At 37.6% G+C, this 17,788-nt stretch carries 15 protein-coding genes; 11 read left to right on the forward strand and 4 right to left on the reverse strand.

The genetic code is table 11. The features are described 5' to 3' along the window. Positions 1-158 precede the first annotated feature (158 nt). From BC008_RS19125 to BC008_RS19145, 5 genes are all read left to right on the forward strand, one after another. Positions 159-1,313 carry a DUF4388 domain-containing protein gene (locus BC008_RS19125; RefSeq protein ID WP_027842391.1) on the forward strand — a complete coding sequence of 385 codons (1,155 nt, stop codon included), beginning with the start codon at positions 159-161 and terminating at the stop codon, positions 1,311-1,313. Positions 1,314-1,551: 238 nt separating this feature from the next. Further along, positions 1,552-3,780, forward strand: coding sequence for a dynamin family protein (locus BC008_RS19130; RefSeq protein WP_027842392.1), 2,229 nt, complete (start codon positions 1,552-1,554; stop codon positions 3,778-3,780). Positions 3,781-3,857: 77 nt separating this feature from the next. Beyond that, a complete protein-coding gene (locus tag BC008_RS19135; RefSeq protein ID WP_027842393.1) occupies positions 3,858-5,123 on the forward strand; it encodes a TRAFAC clade GTPase domain-containing protein in 1,266 nt (421 codons plus the stop codon). 34 nt (positions 5,124-5,157) lie between these two features. Further along, a complete protein-coding gene (locus BC008_RS19140; RefSeq protein WP_027842394.1) occupies positions 5,158-6,180 on the forward strand; it encodes a hypothetical protein in 1,023 nt (340 codons plus the stop codon). 17 nt (positions 6,181-6,197) lie between these two features. Continuing rightward, positions 6,198-6,617: a hypothetical protein gene (locus BC008_RS19145; protein ID WP_027842395.1), complete on the forward strand. Its 420-nt coding sequence runs from the start codon at positions 6,198-6,200 to the stop codon at positions 6,615-6,617. A gap of 65 nt (positions 6,618-6,682) precedes the next feature. Here BC008_RS19145 and BC008_RS19150 read toward each other — a convergent pair whose 3' ends face one another. Both BC008_RS19150 and BC008_RS19155 read right to left on the reverse strand, forming a co-directional pair. Beyond that, positions 6,683-7,291, reverse strand: coding sequence for a hypothetical protein (locus BC008_RS19150; RefSeq protein ID WP_027842396.1), 609 nt, complete (start codon positions 7,289-7,291; stop codon positions 6,683-6,685). 199 nt (positions 7,292-7,490) lie between these two features. Beyond that, entirely contained in the window at positions 7,491-8,075 is a 585-nt protein-coding gene (locus tag BC008_RS19155) for a thylakoid membrane photosystem I accumulation factor (protein WP_027842397.1), read from the reverse strand. Positions 8,076-8,198: 123 nt separating this feature from the next. Here BC008_RS19155 and BC008_RS48445 point away from each other — a divergent pair, with 123 nt between their 5' ends. Further along, positions 8,199-8,387, forward strand: a complete 189-nt coding sequence (locus BC008_RS48445; protein ID WP_153009505.1) for a hypothetical protein — start codon at positions 8,199-8,201, stop codon at positions 8,385-8,387. Positions 8,388-8,532: 145 nt separating this feature from the next. Then, the gene (locus BC008_RS19160; RefSeq protein ID WP_027842398.1) at positions 8,533-9,870 is read left to right on the forward strand and encodes a Mur ligase family protein; all 1,338 of its coding nucleotides are present in this window, start codon (positions 8,533-8,535) and stop codon (positions 9,868-9,870) included. 146 nt (positions 9,871-10,016) lie between these two features. Here BC008_RS19160 and BC008_RS19165 read toward each other — a convergent pair whose 3' ends face one another. Further along, a complete protein-coding gene (locus BC008_RS19165; protein ID WP_027842399.1) occupies positions 10,017-10,418 on the reverse strand; it encodes a hypothetical protein in 402 nt (133 codons plus the stop codon). A 358-nt stretch (positions 10,419-10,776) separates the two neighbouring features. Here BC008_RS19165 and BC008_RS19170 point away from each other — a divergent pair, with 358 nt between their 5' ends. The 4 genes from BC008_RS19170 to BC008_RS19185 all read left to right on the forward strand — a co-directional run bounded on the left by BC008_RS19170 (position 10,777) and on the right by BC008_RS19185 (position 14,039). After that, the gene (locus BC008_RS19170; protein ID WP_027842400.1) at positions 10,777-11,268 is read left to right on the forward strand and encodes a DinB family protein; all 492 of its coding nucleotides are present in this window, start codon (positions 10,777-10,779) and stop codon (positions 11,266-11,268) included. 140 nt (positions 11,269-11,408) lie between these two features. Then, positions 11,409-12,239 (forward strand): type 1 glutamine amidotransferase, encoded by an 831-nt coding sequence (locus BC008_RS19175; RefSeq protein ID WP_027842401.1) that lies wholly within the window; start codon positions 11,409-11,411, stop codon positions 12,237-12,239. A 427-nt stretch (positions 12,240-12,666) separates the two neighbouring features. Next, on the forward strand, positions 12,667-13,269 hold the full coding sequence (locus BC008_RS19180; protein ID WP_027842402.1) for a neutral zinc metallopeptidase: 603 nt from the start codon (positions 12,667-12,669) through the stop codon (positions 13,267-13,269). Positions 13,270-13,379: 110 nt separating this feature from the next. Continuing rightward, complete coding sequence (locus BC008_RS19185) at positions 13,380-14,039, forward strand: SanA/YdcF family protein (protein ID WP_027842403.1); 660 nt, start codon at positions 13,380-13,382, stop codon at positions 14,037-14,039. A 276-nt stretch (positions 14,040-14,315) separates the two neighbouring features. Here the strand turns inward: BC008_RS19185 and hetF are convergent, their stop codons facing one another. Continuing rightward, positions 14,316-16,934: a cell division protein HetF gene (hetF, locus tag BC008_RS19190; RefSeq protein ID WP_027842404.1), complete on the reverse strand. Its 2,619-nt coding sequence runs from the start codon at positions 16,932-16,934 to the stop codon at positions 14,316-14,318. Between the last annotated feature and the right edge of the window lie 854 nt (positions 16,935-17,788).

Consider the following 17,788-nt stretch of genomic DNA (forward strand, 5'->3'; position numbering starts at 1 on the left):
TATAGTCATAAAAATAGAGCTATAAAATCAAAAATACTGAAACTATTTTTATACTATTTAATCAAAATTCTTTAATTACATTAAAACTTAAATAACATAGTATAAAATTAAACAGTACCAGGGTAATTACTAACTATTGATATTTGATAAGGGAAGATATGGCATTTACTGGTTATTTATCACAATTTTCTTTACCAGAGTTATTTCGGTTTTTAGAAGAAGGATATAAAACTGGTTTACTCACAATTCGTAAATTAAATTCTAACTATTCACAATCTAACTATTCACAATCTAACTATTCGCCTTCCACTGACTCAAGTTCTAATAATTTACATCCTAATTTAACAACTGAAACTCATTATATTTGGTTGCAACAGGGTCGTATATTAGCTGCAGCTGAATCTTTAGATAATCAGGGTTTAATATCAATACTTTCCAAGCGAGGCTGGAATAAGAGTAACTTAACTTTGAAGGATTTTGAGGAACATTCTTCCACTAAAACAACAATGGGTTTGTATCTCAAATCTCAAGGGATAGTCAAAGCAGAACAGTTGATGCTTTTATTTCGCGCTCAAGTAACAGAAAAAATTTCACCTTTGTTTGAGCTTAATAATGCAGAGTTCAATTTTGAAGAAAATTCTCCCCTTCCATTAGCGGAAATGACTGGTTTAAGTATACCTGCAACGGAAGCTACGCTTATGGGTTTGCGTAATTTAGAAGAGTGGAATCAACTATCAGCAAAACTACCAGATCCAACCTCTAGCATTTTGGCTAAGACCCAAGAAAGACCAAAAATCCGCTTAGAGCATAAAGAATCCCAAGTATGGAAACGTGCGAATGGTAATTCATCTGTACGGGAAATATCCGAAGAACTTAAGTTTCCTCTAGAAAAGGTACAGCAAATAGCTTTTCGATTAATTGTTAGTAATTTAGTTGAAGAAGTTTTTATGCTAAAGGGTAGTAATAGTCTCGGAAGTAGGGATAAGTTAGGGGAGCAACTGCAGAGTCATAGCAGTAATAATGATAAGGTAAAAGTCTTTTCTGAAACAGATACTTTAAGTAAGGTTGCAGAAGCTAAAGACACAGAGAACAAAGTCAAAGAACTTCAATACCAGCAAAATACTCAACATTTGAGTACTCAAAATTTAGTAAATTCATCATACTCAAAATTATCTCAAACAAAAAAACAGGAAAATAGTTCTGTTACGAGCCCAAAATTAGAAACAGAACTCGGCACTATAAGTAAAACTAATATGAGTCAATCTTTTCTCCAAAATTTAGTTGGTTTTCTCCAGAAAAAAATTGAAAATTAAAATTATCTTTTGTTTGGAAGCAATTGAAAGGATTTTTTGATGAATTCATCTTGAGAAGCCAATATCATCACTACAAATATTTTGAGGTTTAACGACCTAATTTATCATTGGTTAATATCAAGTCAGTGTTCTCAATATTTCTAGGTAAAGTTATTTAATACGAACAGCGATTATGCTTAGACTACACTTAACTCCAGTGTTATGGTGTGTTATGTAATCTTAGATAAATTAAGGTAAAATGCCTTCTAGAGCGGAGCAGGTCGCCAACATAGTTGAGCGTAGATCGCGCTATCTTCCGGAAAAAATCGCCACAGTTGAGAAAAAGCTTCAGGCAGAAGCATCAGCGTTGTACAATTTAGAAACTCAACGAGAAGCGTTACTGCAAGACAACACTAATAATCAAGTCTTAGAAGATCTAAAGGCGATTGATTTTGGTGATATTCAATCTGGTATTAATTCTGAATTAATTGTACTGTCTAAACTTAGGAGCAGATTTTCCAGGAATACCCTAAACATTGGCGTTATGGGGTTGATGGGACAAGGAAAAAGTACCTTACTCAAAAGTTTAAGTGGACTTAGCGATCGCGAAATTCCTGCTTATGAAGGAGCAGCTTGTACAGCGGTTCGGAGTGTGGTTTGCAATCAAGTAGGTTCTGTTCAAGTTAGAGTTATTCTCCATTCAGAAAAAACTTTTTTAGAGGAAGTAATTCTTCCTTACTACAGAACGCTCAAACTCAAGCCCGAACCGTGCAACTTGAATGAATTCGCTCTAGCATCTCTACCAGAACAAGCACCCGTTGGAGCGACGGATGAAGCAGTTTATCAACATCTACTATCTGACTATTTCCAAAACTTAGAACAATATCGACATTTAATTGTTCCGGGAATAGAACCTCAACAGAAAGTTATACCTGTAGAGGAAGTCGCTGAATATGTGAGACAAGAACGCAATACCCAGGGAAAACTGATTACCTTCAAACATTTAGCTGTGCGCGAAGTTAATATCTTTTGTCCTTTTGAAAATCCTGATGTTGGTCAAATTGCTCTAGTTGATATTCCCGGTTTGGGAGATTCTAAACTGGGTGATGAAACGGTAATGCTAGAAACCCTGGGAAAAGCTGTAGATGTTGTCCTATTTATTACTAGACCAGATCCGCAACGCTACCAATGGCGTAAAGTTGACACAGACCTTTATGATACTGCTGCTCGAGAGTTAAATAATCTTGCAGGTAGAGCATTTATGGTTATTAACCATAGCCAAAGAACAGACAATATGCATGCTTGTAGGGCTCTCAAGGATAGCTTGCAAATGCAAGTAGTCAGTTGTGAAATTGCTGATTGCTCAAACTCTGATGATGCTAACCAAGTCTTTGATCGCATTCTTAATTACTTGGCAGAGCATATTTTAGAAATTGATCAAGAGTATGCTCGGCAAAGCCAAGAACGGTTGCTGAAAATTCAGCAAGATATCGATTTAATTATACAGTCTGCTCGGAAAGTCTTTAGCGGTACTGACAATAATTTATCCAGGATGATTGATGATACCTATGATGATTTGTTCGGTACTGATCGAGATGGATGGTGGCGAGAAATCACCATTGCTTTCCAAAATTTAAGACTGGAATTTGCAAAGCGCTGTCAATTACCATCCCATAGTTTGGAATCCAGTATTGAGAGAGTTTATCAAAATTGTAAGGAAAATGCTGGAATTTTAACTGCTGACGATCCTGAAAATGAAATTAATCAGCAGATTCAAGCTAGTAACCCGATGAAAGCTTACGGTGATTACCGCGACTTGCTGCGTACTCTACTTTCCGATCGCTTTAACAATTTAGATGAGGGACTAAAAGAGTCAACTGACGAAGTCAAAGCACGAATAGCAGAGATTTTAATCACATCGGGAAAATTAAGTATATTTCCTAATTATTCAGCAGACTCAGAATTCATCAAAGCTTTTAGAGAATTCTTGGAACAAGAACATTCAGACTTGAGAAGACTTCTGCTAGGTTTCCAAATCATTGATAGTTTTGAACTTTCCTACAGTGGCTTAATTGAACCACAAATTTATCAACATTTGGTTGAACTTAGTAATATTCAACTTCCCAATGACGAACCTCAAGATGTAACTTTAAAAGTTGGACCAAATACCAATGCTGACTTGATTTTCAATGCCCTACAGATTGACTACGACCGTACAGTTGCCAGAATTAAAGCTGCTTTAGAAGAGCTAATTTATCAACCCAGCATTGCTGCTTACGCAAGAATTGAAAAGTTTATTGATAATATTATTTATCACAAAGAAGCTCAGAAAGATTGGAAAAAATTTCTCCGGCGAGTAAGAACTAAAGTCTGGGCACAGGAAATTGGCAAACTTGAACAAGAACAAAAGCTTCAACAGGACTGGTTGAATAGTGTTAATAAATTAGAAGAGGTTAATCGTGTAGAAACAATTCAATTTTTAACTTGAATTTTCCAACTACCGGTTGATTTATAAAATTTTCTTAACACAGATAAAACTTTATTGTTCAGCCCGGATTTGTTTTTATGAGTAATTTGCAAGAACTAAATATTATCATGCTTGCACCTAGAGGGGTTGGCAAGACCAGTTTGTTAGCCGCGATGCACGAAGAATTTGATAAAACCTTTGATAGTGCGGGGCTGACAACATGGGTAAGTGACAGTAAAACATTAGATGCGATCGAGGAATGTAAACGTCAGCTCCGAAATATGGACTACCGGTTACAGAAGCTAGTTGAACCAACCCCACCCCAACTTAATCCTTGGGAAGATGAAGGATTTTTTTTTGAAGTGGGAAGTGGCGGTAAAAAGTTCATGAAAATTCGCTTTACCGATCCTTCTGGAGAATATTTTAAACCGACTGCGACTCCCGATCAAAAGGAGTATGTCAAGCAACAGTTAAATCAATGTGATGCGGTGATTATTCCTATTGATGCAACTGCTTTGATGGAAAAGAAAACAGGGAGAACGAAGAATACAGAAATTGGACCTTGGCATGAAACAAAAAATGATCCTGTTCGTATTACCAAACTATTAAAAGATGCCTATGAAAGTTTAACAAGACCCAGGCTGGTTGTCCTAGCCCCATTAAAGTGTGAAAGTTACATGAAAACCGACAAGGATGCTAACGATTTACTTGATCGCATCAAGATCGGCTATCGGGAATTATTAGATTTCTTCAAACAAGATGAGCAGTACCCCAAAGTCGCAGTAGTGGTAACACCCGTGCAAACCATCGGACACATTGCTTTCTCCCATGCTGAAACCATTGATGGTTACACTCGGGTCTTTTACCATAAAGTACCCCTAGATGCGCCTTATGCACCAAAAGATGGAGACCAACCGCTGCGCTATGTATTGCGGTTTTTGTTGAATGTATCCAATCAAAGTCTCAAGTTAGAATTGGAACGAGCAAAAGAAAACCTTGATGAACTTGAAAAAGAAGTTGGCGTTCAAGAAGATCGAGTTGATAGCGCCCAACGCAGGCTTAATCTAGCAGAACAGCGCCTGAATCAGCGCAATCAACTTTGGGGACCCTTGAGGCTCATAGCTAACTTTTTCGATGACGTTCATACAAGTCATAGTGAAGCTAATGACAATTATACGGATCGAGTAGATGCTTTAAAAGAGACACAAGAGCAAAAGTTTGCCGTTCAAGGTAAAGCAGATGCTACAGAAGCTCAGATCCAAGCTTTTAACGCAGCTATTTCCAAATTTGCCATTGATTGTAAACAAGAACGGGGCTTTGCGATTTTGCAAGGTAGAGCTAAATGGTTACCAATACCTAGATGAAAAATCTCTAAATTAATGATAATGTGAGGCTCCTATGAGTCATAGTCAAGTAGAAATTTACGTTAGAAGTTCTCCATTAGGCGAAGTTGGTATTCATTGGCGCAATATCAGCAAACCCGAACAGCCGAAGGAAGAGCCAGATGTGCTTAAGCAAAAAGTTATTGAGAGAAATGACGGTAAACAGGTAACAATTAATTCTCCAATCAATGATACTAAGCCGTTCCTTATTTTGGCTCGATATCAAAATAAAGTACTCCTAGAACTCACTGGACTGGATGCAGCAGAAGCTCGCTCGAGAAAAATGGGGCGGAGAATTTCTGAAATCGTTCTGTGGGTTGGCGATGATTCACCAGAAACAGAGTCTCAACTAAGAAAACTAGCTGCTTGTGCTTTACTAAGTTTTTGGTCAAAAGAGTCAACTTTTTTGAGCGCAATTCGTAGTTCAATTGACTTTGATGGACTCAATGGTTTTAAAGTTAATACCCAACAAATTGAAGAGTTATACGCTGACGCTAACACCCATTTAGATCGCCTGCTGTCAAAAGTATCCCCGAAAGTTGTTAATATTTCTGAGTCAGTTTGGTCAACCCCGAAAACAATTGATATCGAAAGCGAATTATACAATCTGGTAAACCAAATTAATCAGACTTCCTTACCTGAAACCAAGCAACCTGTAGTAGTAGTTACTGAGTTCAAACAAGAGAGCGATCGACAACAAATTATTTACAAAGGTAATATTTGGGTTGAAAAAAAAAGACCACCAGCGCCAATCCCAGAACCAGTACCAACCCCAAAACCAGTACCACCTCCAGAACCAGTACCAACCCCAAAACCAGCAGCAAAAATTCGCCTAGTAATTTTGAGGATTATTCTACCGATCCTAATCGCGCTAGCAATCTTGCTAATAACTCAAAGTCCAGTTCTAACTCCAACTCACAGTCCAAAACTAACTCCAACCCTAACTCCAACACCAATCCTAAATCCTCAGCCTGTAAAAACCCCGCTATCGCCCGACAATCAACCCCAGTCTTACCAAATTCAATCGCCAGACGCTTAACAGGAAACGATTTTGATGTGGTGCATAACGCAATCAGTCCTTTGCTGGAAAAAGACGTTTATAAACTTTATCTTTTAATTGAAGCTTTAAAACGGATCGACAAAAATGAGAGTTCCCGTGGGACAACCAAGATATTGAATGATGTAGAGAAGTATCTTAAGCAATCCTTGAACTCTTTAAATACAGATGATTTAGAATCCTTACAAGAAGAATCTGGTGAATTACTCCAAAAATTCTATAGGTGGCTGATACAAGGATTTGAAATTCATACAGAGATAAATTATCTTAGCCCGAACCGCAAAAAAGAACTGATAGCACTAGGTTACTTCTTGCAGGGAGAGTTATCAACACAAGAGGAATTCAGCTATATAAAAAAGGTTTTACGTTCTTATTTGGCAATAATTGAAAGATTCCGTAACCCTTCATCTACTCAGTAATAAGGTGTATTTAATTCATTTAAGCTGATTTTTTACACACACGACACACATGACAGCTTTATGAATCAGCCGATTGGTAAATTTCCGGGATTTACTGCATGAATATATTCGCTACCCGATGCTGGAAAACCCCTTTGATAGCAAGCTTCATCAGGTTTACCCCAACCTAATTGTAAAATTATTTCCAAGAAATCAGACTTTTCAAAAGCATTTAAAGTCGCCCATTCAGTTCTGAGAATAATTCTACCTACATCAACTCGCTCAATTTGTTTATGTTGTTTACCACTATTAAAACTCAAATATAAATCCATCCCCGGGGAAACTCGTTCCCAAAACTCTAGGATGGATTGTTTTGCTTCCTTTAAAATTTCCAAGTCACCGGAGATAGCAATTAATTGAGGATGAACTTCAGGATAGCGCAAAGTCTTACCTTTAACCTTTACTTCCTGTAAAATAATTCCAGAAACTTGGTATTCCCGTTGATAATCATGAATTGCGGCTTTAAATTCTTGATAAGCGGTAAATTTTTGCAGTCCATCTGTTCTGATAAATTGATCGATTACGGGATTACCAGAAACAGTAACCTCTAACTTCAATCGTTCTCCTTTAAGACAAGCTTGGCGTTCGGAAGCCAAAATTTGAATTAAATCGTCAGTATTATAAACCTTTGACATCAGATCCCACTCTATCTGTCATTGGGTATTCAGCGATATAAACCAGTTAAACTTATTGTCCAATAAATTATTGTTTTCCCAGTCAACTTTTATTTAAATCTATCAAACCATAGCAATATTATCTCTCAAGTCCCATTAATCTGTAGTATCTAATATAACTAAAAATTAAGGGGACAGACTGACTTGCCTGTCCAAAAAATTATTGTGCTAACTCGCTACTGAACTCATTAAATGAGCGTCGCTTCAGTTCTATGGACTCAGTGCGTGGTAGTAAATCAAACACTCTCCTAAATTCATCATCTATTTTTTCATAAGGTACTTGACCCTTCTCATTTAAGATTACATCTCCAGCCTTATTAAAAGCTACAACTTGGGGAACACCACCGGTATAGTAGTAACCTGGTTCATTAGGGCTATAGGTTTTTTTCTGAGAGATGGTATCTACATCTACTGGAATAATCTCTACCGCCTTACCATAGTAAGCTTGAACTTGGGAAACAACGATCGCATATTTTTTGCAATCACTGCTATCATCAACATAAAAAGTTAAAATTGCAGGCTTATGTTCTGCTAAAGCTTGTGCCAAGGTAGCTTGTGGTGGTACTAAAGAACCATTCCCGGCATACACCACAAAAATATTGCCGTCATACCTGTCATCATCAATACCTGCAAATGCTGGCTGAGTAAAGACGACGAGCAGAGAAAATAATATTGAGAAAAGCAACAAAAACTGCCGGAATCTACAAATAAATCGACGTAAGAATTGCAACCTGACTTGAATCATTAAAACAACCTTTGCTTTGATATTTTCATGCTGAATTATGCTGACTAGGGAACTAATCGGTAGAAATATAATTACTTCCACTACTCATCAACTTTTAAGATAACGTTTAACAGTTAACAGTTTATGGCTAACGCCACGCCCTTACGGGCTATAGTTACCAGTTACCAGTTACCAGTTAATAATTTATGGTTAATGCCATATCATCAGTTAGCTGTTTTCTGTTCCCTATTAAAAGAAACAATGACAAATAAATTTTGTGATGTGAAGACTGGCTTTTTGATTAGGGATTGGTTAAACTCGCGCTTATTATAAGACATGCCCGATTCATAATGTAGAAAGTACCATGCAGTACATTTACCTCAGATCGGGGATAAAGCTTTTGCTTAAAGCACAGTTAGGTATTCTGTTTCTAATTCAAAACACTATAAACAACTATTGTTTGACTTGAGTACGTAAAGTGGGAAAAGATATTCAATTTGCAGATAAGTTGCGATCGGGATTGGCGGTATCGGTCGCCAAAAGCGTCACCTTTTTTGTGCGATCGCTACGTTTAGGTGCAGCGTCAGTTTTACCTGGTTCTATCGCTCGTCGGATTGAACCGCAGCTTTTGACATTATTAAGCCAGCAGGTAAAAAGTGGAATTATCTTGATTGCGGGGACAAATGGTAAAACTACTACTTCCCTACTATTAAGAAGCATTTTGGAACGTAAAGGATATCGAGTTGCACATAATGCAACGGGTGCAAATCTGGAAAATGGTTTAGTTACAGCGCTAATGGAGAGTGCAAATTCTGTTGGCGGTTTAAATGTAGACTATGCCATTTTGGAAGTAGATGAAAATATTGTCCCCAAAGTACTTACTCCAATTCAACCAAAAATTATTCTTTGTTTAAACTTATTTCGCGACCAACTCGATCGCTATGGGGAAGTTGATAGTATTAGCAAACGCTGGACAAAAGTGATTTCTACCTTACCTGCAGATACGGTAGTTATTCCTAATGCTGACGATCCCACTTTATGCTATCTCGGTCAGCAGTTGAAACAAAAAGTATCATTTTTTGGTTTAAGTGAACCCGAACAGTATTTAGAAAAAATCCAACACGCGGTTGATTCAATTTACTGTCCCCGTTGCGGACATTCTTTAGATTACCAAGGTGTGTACTTGTCCCATTTGGGAGATTTTACTTGTCCTAGTTGTGGTTTCAGTAAAAGTCAACCCACACTTAATAGCCAAGAATGGGAACAAGTTTTGGTTGGGTTATATAACAAATACAATACCTTGGCTGCGGCAACAGCTGCTGTTGAATTGGGAATTGACGAAAAAACAATCCACAATACAATTCCAACTTTCCAAGCAGCATTTGGACGCGCAGAAGAATTAGAAATAGATGGTAAACGAGTAAGAATTTTATTATCCAAAAACCCCGTTGGGACTAATGAAACCATTCGCGTAGTTACTCAAAGTAACGATAAAACCACCCTGCTGGTACTTAACGACCGAGTACAGGATGGTGAAGACGTATCTTGGATCTGGGATGTTGATACCGAAAAACTGGTTGAACGTGGTGGAACTCTAGTGGTTAGTGGCGATCGCGTTTACGATATGGCTTTACGCCTGCGCTATAGCGAAAACACCGCTGACAGTAAGTTAAACCTAATAATCCAACAGGACTTAAAACAAGCAATTGATATAGCTTTAAAGAACACCCCAGATGATGAGACATTACACATCTTACCGACATACACAGCGATGTTAGATGTGCGAGAAATCTTGACAGGGAAGAAGATACGGTGATTTGGGGAAGAGTAACTAAGTAATGAGTAATGAGTAATAAGTAACAAGTAATAAGTAATGAGTAATAAGTAATAAGTAATGAGTAAAAAATTATCAATTACCAATTACCAATTACCGATTACCAATTACCAATTACCCATCCCCTATTACTGCAACTTAACTGCTGCACACTGTAGGGGTAAAACTTCTTCCAAAGTTAATTCGTGGTCTGCAGTTAAATGGCTATTACAGCAAATAGTGCTGAAATATACTTGCTGACCAACTACTTTGGAAAAATGTTGTTCTAATAGCAATCTTGAGGTGATATCGCCTAGTAAATCTCCTAAATCTTTAGTTAACTGGTCTTTATCATCGCGGTGAACCATTCTATATTTAAAAGGCTTTTCACCAACCAATTTTCTAATTTCTGAATCAAAATTATCCGGCTTACTTTGGACGTAAGCAAAAGACACTTCCTCTAAAAATTTCCAAGCTTCTGGAAAAATTCTGCGGATATTTCCTAAATGATCCTCAGTTTGGTAGACCAAAGTGGCTGTTTTGCAATCCATTACTTTTCCCTGAATAATTGTGGTGTTTACAACCAAACAAAAACAGTTTTAATGTTTATAAACTGTGCGGTATACAAGAAAATTGCTGCTCAAAAGTTAACTTTTTAGAGCTAGTCAAACAAAATATTTCTGCTTGATTTGGATAGAATCTATCCGTAGATAGGCAATTTGTTAGTCCACAGTTGTTATTTCACAATTTGTTAACCCACAATTTGCCTACTTACAAAATTCTTCTATCGCCACTGCTCATGATAACCACAAAAAATTGGCATTCAAACTCATTGATACATATTTTTTTATACTTGACACATTGTAAAACCTAGTACTAGATGCGAGTAAATACAGTTAACAAAAGAGTATGTTGATACAACATTTTAAAATGCTGGCAAGATATAATACTTTAGCGAATCACAAGTTATATGGTGCATGTTCCCAGCTTTCAGACAAAGAACTGAAACAAATAAGACCAGCCTTTTTCAAAAGTATTTATGGGACACTCAATCATATTCTCATTGGTGACAGAATTTGGATGGGACGCTTTACAGGACAAGAAATTTCTTCTACCGGACTTGACCTTATTCTCTATGATGACTTTGAAGAACTGCGGAAAATACGTGTATTAGAAGATGAGAAAATAGAAAATTTTATGTCTCATTTAAATCAAGATTTTCTGACCAGGACAATAAGCTACGTAAATAATCAGAATAAGGTTTATACCGATCCAGTTGATATGCTATTGTCACATTTTTTTAATCATCAGACACATCACCGGGGCCAAATTCACGATATGCTGAGCCAGACAGAAATTGCCCCTCCTGTTCTAGATATGCACCGCGTCTTACGACCGTAAATCAATCAAAAAAATCCCATCAACAAAACCAACCTAAATATTTGGTAGCTAATGCTGCAGCTTAACGCTATACGTTAATATGCCGAAAATCAACTTGAGCTTTATTGCTGTTTATTAAAACTTTTAAACTTATTAAATCTATGGCTAATCAAGAATTAGAATTGACTATTGGGTGGTTATACCCCACATTGATGAGCACCTATGGAGATCGGGGTAACGTTATCGTTATAGAACGTCGCGCCCAATGGCGGGGATATAGTGTCAGGATTCAAGCCTTAGACCAAAATGCTACAGCAGAAGATATCAAATCAGTTGATGTAATTGTTGGTGGAGGAGCCCAGGATCGTCAACAAGAAATTGTTATGCGTGACTTACAAGGTGCAAAAGCCGACGCCATGCGGGAAAAACTCGATAGTGGAACTCCCGGTGTATTTACCTGTGGTTCGCCACAGCTATTAGGACATTATTACGAACCAGGCTTAGGAAAGCGTATTGAAGGTTTGGGAATATTGGACATGGTATCAGTACACCCCGGTGACGATGTCAAGCGCTGCATTGGTAATTTGGTCATTGAAGTGACAGCTTCCCGTTTAGCTAAAGAATTAAAAGAAATATTGGGAGGAGCTACTCCTTATCTGGTTGGTTTTGAAAACCACGGTGGACGTACCAGGGTAAATACACAGGGAGGAAAGGTCGAAGTACTAGGAAAAGTGATCTACGGCTTAGGTAATAACGGAGAAGATGGAACCGAAGGCGCTTTTTATCAAAATGCGATCGCAACTTATTCCCATGGACCACTGCTACCAAAAAATCCTTTTGTCGCTGATTGGTTAATTCAAACTGCATTACGCTTAAAGTATCAGCAACCGTTCGCACTCAAACCATTAGAAGACAAATTGGCGATGAAAGCTCGAGAAACAATGTTTAACAGATTAAAAGTCGATTTAGCTACTCCTGCTGTTGGAAAATAAATATTTCTCTGAAAAAAATATCTGAAAATAAGAGTAACTGGGAAGAAAAACCTTATGTTTAGCTTCTTATTTGTTATTTTCCAAGTTATCTAATTACACCTAATACTGTAAAAAAGCACATGAGAAGCATTCATAAAAAGCAGAAGGCTATTTTTAACGGTTAGGAAATATCACCTTCAAGTAACTCTTTACAATTGTTGAACCTAGCAGAAACCAAGCACGTAAGCAAATCTAGTTTTTCTGATTTACGCCTGATATGGACTATGGATTTATATTTTATGAATTTATATTTTATGAATTTATATTTATTGACAAAATACAACAAATATCAGATTTTTTTCAATTAAATTAAAATTATTTTTTCAGAAAACACTGGGTTTTGTGTGAAATATCTTATAGAGGAAATATAAAATCACAAAGCATTTAAATGAAAATATTACAGTCATTAACTGCAGCAGCTATTGGCTTAGGCTATGTTTTCGCTACATTACCAGTCCAAGCCAGAGAGTGGCACCCTCAAGCTGTAGTAGATGGGGTGTATTCTGGAATTCAAAAGATTCACGGTTATAAAGCTACTCCTAGATTAATTTGGAATATTCGCGAAAATTCTCGCACTCGCTGCGGACGAATTCACAGTAGTCATTATTGCAAACTGGATCATACCGTTTACATCATGAGACGAGATATCCGCATGGCTTACCGGTATGGAGATGCAGCATTGGCTTACATTATTGCCCACGAATATGCCCATGCAATGCAGACAGCACATGGATTTACCCCCAAATATTCCCCACTCACAGAATTACAAGCAGATTGTTTAGCTGGGGTATATTTGGGTCTAATACCTGATATCGTTTTTGACGCAAAAGATATTCGAGAAATAGCGACTTTTGCTTACAGCATTGGAGATTATGCTTGGGGTAGCAGACACCATCACGGTACACCCAAACAAAGGGTAAAAGCTGTTAGCATAGGTATGCAAGGTTCTTTAAATGGTAAAGGAGTAGAAGTTTGTCGTCTCTCTAGATAATATTCTTGAACTGGGATTGCAAATAATCCTAAGATTTAAAGTTAAATAAAAATCAATAATTTAGTATATGTTAATACCTTCAGTCAGTTGATTTGAACTTAAATAAATGTATGCTACCTAAATGGTTTTGGTTACACTGGCGATTTTCTATTGTTTTATTATTTTTAAGCACAGTATGTATAGCTTTTGGATTAAATTTATATGTAAGTTTAATTACTAGTAGCCGACGTTATACTAATTATTCCGAAGTTACTTCACAACCCATAGCAATTGTCCTTGGAGCCGGGATATTTCCCGATGGTACTCCCACACCAATGCTGGCTGACCGCGTTTCAGCAGCAGCAAAACTTTACAAGCAAGGACGTGTGAAAAAACTATTAATGAGTGGTGATAATAGCCGTGAGGATTATGATGAAGTCACAGCGATGCAAGATTATGCTGTAAAACTTGGTGTACCACCAGAGGATATAACTCTCGACCATGCAGGTTTTAGTACCTATGAAAGTTGTTACCGTGCTAAGAAAGTTTTTGGAATTGAGCAAGCAGTTATAGTTACTCAAAGATTTCATTTATCTCGCGCAGTCTATCTTTGCAATCGTCTGCATGTAAATTCCATTGGCTTAGGTACTCCTGATTGGGAAGTATACCCTTTTAGAAATGTTATGTTTTATTCATTGAGAGAAAAATTTTCTACCTTGAAGGCATTGTGGGAAGTTCATATTACCCGCCCGCAACCAACTTTTCTCGGTCCCTTAGAAGATACAAAATAGCTCAAATTACACCCAGAAAATGAAATATTTCCAAATGCTTGCGAATATTTTATTCAAGCGATAGCACAATTATGCGTAGTAGCGTACCGCTTTACAATCGCGACGTTAAGTGGGATGCAATCATAGCAGAAGATAGGAATTGAGAGTGGGATTTCTTTTACCATTGAGTCTAAGTTTCAGCCTTTGAATTGTAAATCACTTATTTACAATCCTCTGTAATTCAATAAAAAATGAATTCAGTTAAAGTTAATTAAATCAAAGTCGATTCAATTTAGATTATTCTTGATATTTCAACCTCAAAATAGCTCGCCAATCTCTGATAGCACTATCCGTCCACAACCAATTTTTCCCTAGTTCATTTACCTGAAATCCCAAAGGGTCGTGGTCAAGTACGGTATTTCTCATTTTAATTGCTTCATTAAGATATTGTTCTCGTTTCCCAGGGGGTTGTGATGAAGCAGCTTTATAAAAACCCAAAGCTAATCCTGCGTAAGCTTGCAAAGCATTATTGGATAGTTTTTGTTTACCACCAGAAGAATTTACACTACTCGGAGCCCTAGAACGATTCTTTGGCTGAATTTCTAAACTCAATGCTTGGAGCCAAGCATCATTCGCTCGATTGAGATTACCCTCTGCATAGTAAGCAAATCCCACAACATTTTTATACAAAGATGAATTAGGGTCTGCTTTAACTGCACTATCCCAATAACGACGTGCATCATCTACTGTGTAGCCATTACGGGTATTTCGTTGTTGCACAAATTGCCAAGCTAGTCGACCCCGTAAAAAATTCACAGATGGATTATCAATTTGCGGTAGGGGTATTGATTTTAAAACTGCTCGAGCTTCATTTAAGGTTCCCCGGTTGAGTAATTCTTCAACTGCTTGTAAACCCGCTTCCAGTTTTCCCTTATTTAATTTACCTGTTGCGTACCGAGTCACAACCCCTGTTGCATCTTCTTTAAGATTTATTTCGGGAATTTTGGGTTCCTCCATTAGCAATTCTTTATCTTGAGGGGAACTTGGTAAATTAGATATACCTCCCTCTCGCCACAACCAACTTAAACTCACAAGTGTAATTGCAGTGATACCAAGTGCACCAACAGCAGACCATGAATTCTTTCTAAAAAAATGCTTGAAGTTAAATACAGCAGAATTATTATGTCTAGAACCAGTAATTTTTCGATTAATATGTGACGATTGAGCGCTGTGGGTAATATCTTGGTTTACTTGTTCTAATCCAGCTACTTCGTCCCATTTTGCAACTTCTTCAGTTCCCAAGGAAGCTATTTGAGAAATTGGTCTTTGTTCAAAGCTGCTATCAGTATCCGAGGCGAAACTGAAATTATCTTGCAGATTACCTGCAGCTTTATCATTTACAGACTGCTGTGCAGAATAGGGTTGCTGCGAAGACACATCATCACCAACCTCCTGAATTAACTCAGCGTTCATCATGGGTTGTTCTGTTGCTGCTTGCTCATCCAATTGACGAAACAAATCAGAAACAATTGCGGAGTCTTCCGCATAGGAGGGATCGTTATATTCAACATCATCAACCAGATCGCCCCAAGTATCTTCTCCTAGCCAATCTAAACCCGAAGATTCTTCTGGTTCATATGAAGAAATTAAATCATCAATCGGTAAAGGAACTGCAGGAATATCTGATTCATCTATTTTCTCTGAGTAAGATGTGGATGATGCACTTAAAACCGGGTTATATTCGTTGATAAATTCGTTGGGAGAAGAATTAAGGCCATTGAGATTGCCATTAAAATCTGACTGAAGATATAAAATTGGCAAAGCCCAGTACATTTGGTGAGAACCATAGGTGGAAATTAAACCTTGGCGCACTCGAGAAATGCATAAGTCCACACTATAACCCTGTGAAAGGTTACGGTAGAACAGTTGTGTAAGGTTGAGGGCTACATCATCCGGAATGCGTTCTGACATTGCCAAAACACTCCGAATACCTCTTTTAACTAAAGTTTCTGTTAAATTGCGTTCGCCAGTTTCACTATTCCGAGCAGATGAAACGCCATAGGCTCCCAAACAGGAGTTAAAAACTGCCATTTGGATATTATTGTTGACAAGTAAACCAGCCAAATCGTCTCCAGTCAGAGTTTCTGTTAGCCCTGTTCTGCTACTAACAAGATAAATTTCTCCACCATTGGGACCGACGTTACTGTGACCGGAATAATGGAGAATATGATATCTTCCTTGTTCTAGGGCTTGAGTTAGTTCTTCTCGACCTGGTTGTTGTAATAAGGTAAGTTGAATTTCCGGCAGATGATTGCCACTTTCTCCACTACGATGTAACTCAGCCTGCAGCTTAATTGCTTCTTGTTTCAGTTGGTCAAGGCGAACTTTATCAGTAGGAGAAGCAATGACCATTAAAACTTTTATACTACCTTCCTCTGAAGGAATGGGTATATTTTTTGCCGATAAACGGGAACTCATACCAATCCCGCTCTGATAGCGAGAAAATGCCACATAAGGTCCTGTCGCAAGGGGGCGATCACCTGCATGCATCACCTCCCATGGAAGGCTAGCCAGTTTATTATCTTTGAGGCCCAAACGTAAACGCAGTATCTTTTGATGATTTTGGGCAATACCTTGGGCAGTAATCCAACTATCCCTGAGAGTGCCTTGAAACAGTGCATTATAAAATTGCTGACCCAAAGCAACTAAGTTCACGGAGTTTCTAGCGATCGCATCTCCTTGTAAAACTGAAGTTAAAGGGTCGTTCATAAGATGTGCAGCAGCACTTAGCCAGTCAGCAACTGGCCAAGAAACCAGTTCTTCTGCTAATGGCACCCCAGGCGCGACTTGTTCCGTCCGCACCAAGTAGTCATCCTGCCCTACTGGGGTTACGGAAATATGAAATTCCTGGGTCACAACTTCTCCTGTTTGCCTACCTTGCCTGGTATGAAACTTTTATGTTTCAAATTGATATTTTGCTTTTTCCAATTACTAAGATGCATCCTGAAATATGAATGTTTCTCAACGTGGTAGTTCAATATATCTTCTACTACAATTTTATCTAGAATATTTATTGTATTTTTCTGAGTACAACCTCCATAGTCTGACAGTCAATGCCAGTTATTGATTTTTATATTCAAGTTAATTCATTAAATTATATTGCTGCTAAATAATTAGTAGAGATGCAGGTAAATTTGTCCGGACAATACTGCAACATATTAGAACAAATATTGGTAGATGCACCCTGATATCATCAAAATCCCTAGCTGGCTGCCACCCACTAGGGTTTTTTTTAATATACAGTAGAATTCTACGAGTCAGTTGACATACTACTTAGAAGTGAAAAACCTTTACATCTGCTCTTCACATTCTTATGCTTCGAGTAACTGACTCGCAAATTTATGTGATTTGACTAATTAATCAATATTAACGACTAACAAATTATTAGGAGAATTTATCCGGAAAACTATTACTAATTTTGGAATATTAAATTGGTAGATGCACCCTGATAATCCATTCCCCTTGCTGGCTCAAACTGGCGCGGGGATTTTTTTGTGTGTATAAACCCAATTTATTTTTTTTACTTAAATTACCCGGATATTGTGAGTCGGATTGAGTACAGAGTATTGGTAGATGCACCCTGATAATCCATTCCCCTTGCTGGCTCAAACTGGCCCGGGGATTTTTTTTGCGTATATAAACCAATTTATTTTTTACTTAAATTACCCGGATATTGTGAGTCGGATTGAGTACAGAGTATTGGTAGATGC

The organism is Mastigocoleus testarum BC008, from assembly GCF_001456025.1.
GTDB classification, from domain to species: Bacteria; Cyanobacteriota; Cyanobacteriia; order Cyanobacteriales; family Nostocaceae; genus Mastigocoleus; species Mastigocoleus testarum.

Excerpts from the sequence above, each read along its gene's own strand:
- BC008_RS19125 (WP_027842391.1), top strand. The coding sequence starts at position 159 with ATGGCATTTACTGGTTATTTATCACAATTTTCTTTACCAGAGTTATTT.
- BC008_RS19130 (WP_027842392.1), top strand. The coding sequence starts at position 1,552 with ATGCCTTCTAGAGCGGAGCAGGTCGCCAACATAGTTGAGCGTAGATCG.
- BC008_RS19135 (WP_027842393.1), top strand. The coding sequence starts at position 3,858 with ATGAGTAATTTGCAAGAACTAAATATTATCATGCTTGCACCTAGAGGG.
- BC008_RS19140 (WP_027842394.1), top strand. The coding sequence starts at position 5,158 with ATGAGTCATAGTCAAGTAGAAATTTACGTTAGAAGTTCTCCATTAGGC.
- BC008_RS19150 (WP_027842396.1), bottom strand. The coding sequence starts at position 7,291 with ATGTCAAAGGTTTATAATACTGACGATTTAATTCAAATTTTGGCTTCC.
- BC008_RS19155 (WP_027842397.1), bottom strand. The coding sequence starts at position 8,075 with ATGATTCAAGTCAGGTTGCAATTCTTACGTCGATTTATTTGTAGATTC.
- BC008_RS48445 (WP_153009505.1), top strand. The coding sequence starts at position 8,199 with ATGGCTAACGCCACGCCCTTACGGGCTATAGTTACCAGTTACCAGTTA.
- BC008_RS19165 (WP_027842399.1), bottom strand. The coding sequence starts at position 10,418 with ATGGATTGCAAAACAGCCACTTTGGTCTACCAAACTGAGGATCATTTA.
- BC008_RS19170 (WP_027842400.1), top strand. The coding sequence starts at position 10,777 with ATGTTGATACAACATTTTAAAATGCTGGCAAGATATAATACTTTAGCG.
- BC008_RS19175 (WP_027842401.1), top strand. The coding sequence starts at position 11,409 with ATGGCTAATCAAGAATTAGAATTGACTATTGGGTGGTTATACCCCACA.
- BC008_RS19180 (WP_027842402.1), top strand. The coding sequence starts at position 12,667 with ATGAAAATATTACAGTCATTAACTGCAGCAGCTATTGGCTTAGGCTAT.
- BC008_RS19185 (WP_027842403.1), top strand. The coding sequence starts at position 13,380 with ATGCTACCTAAATGGTTTTGGTTACACTGGCGATTTTCTATTGTTTTA.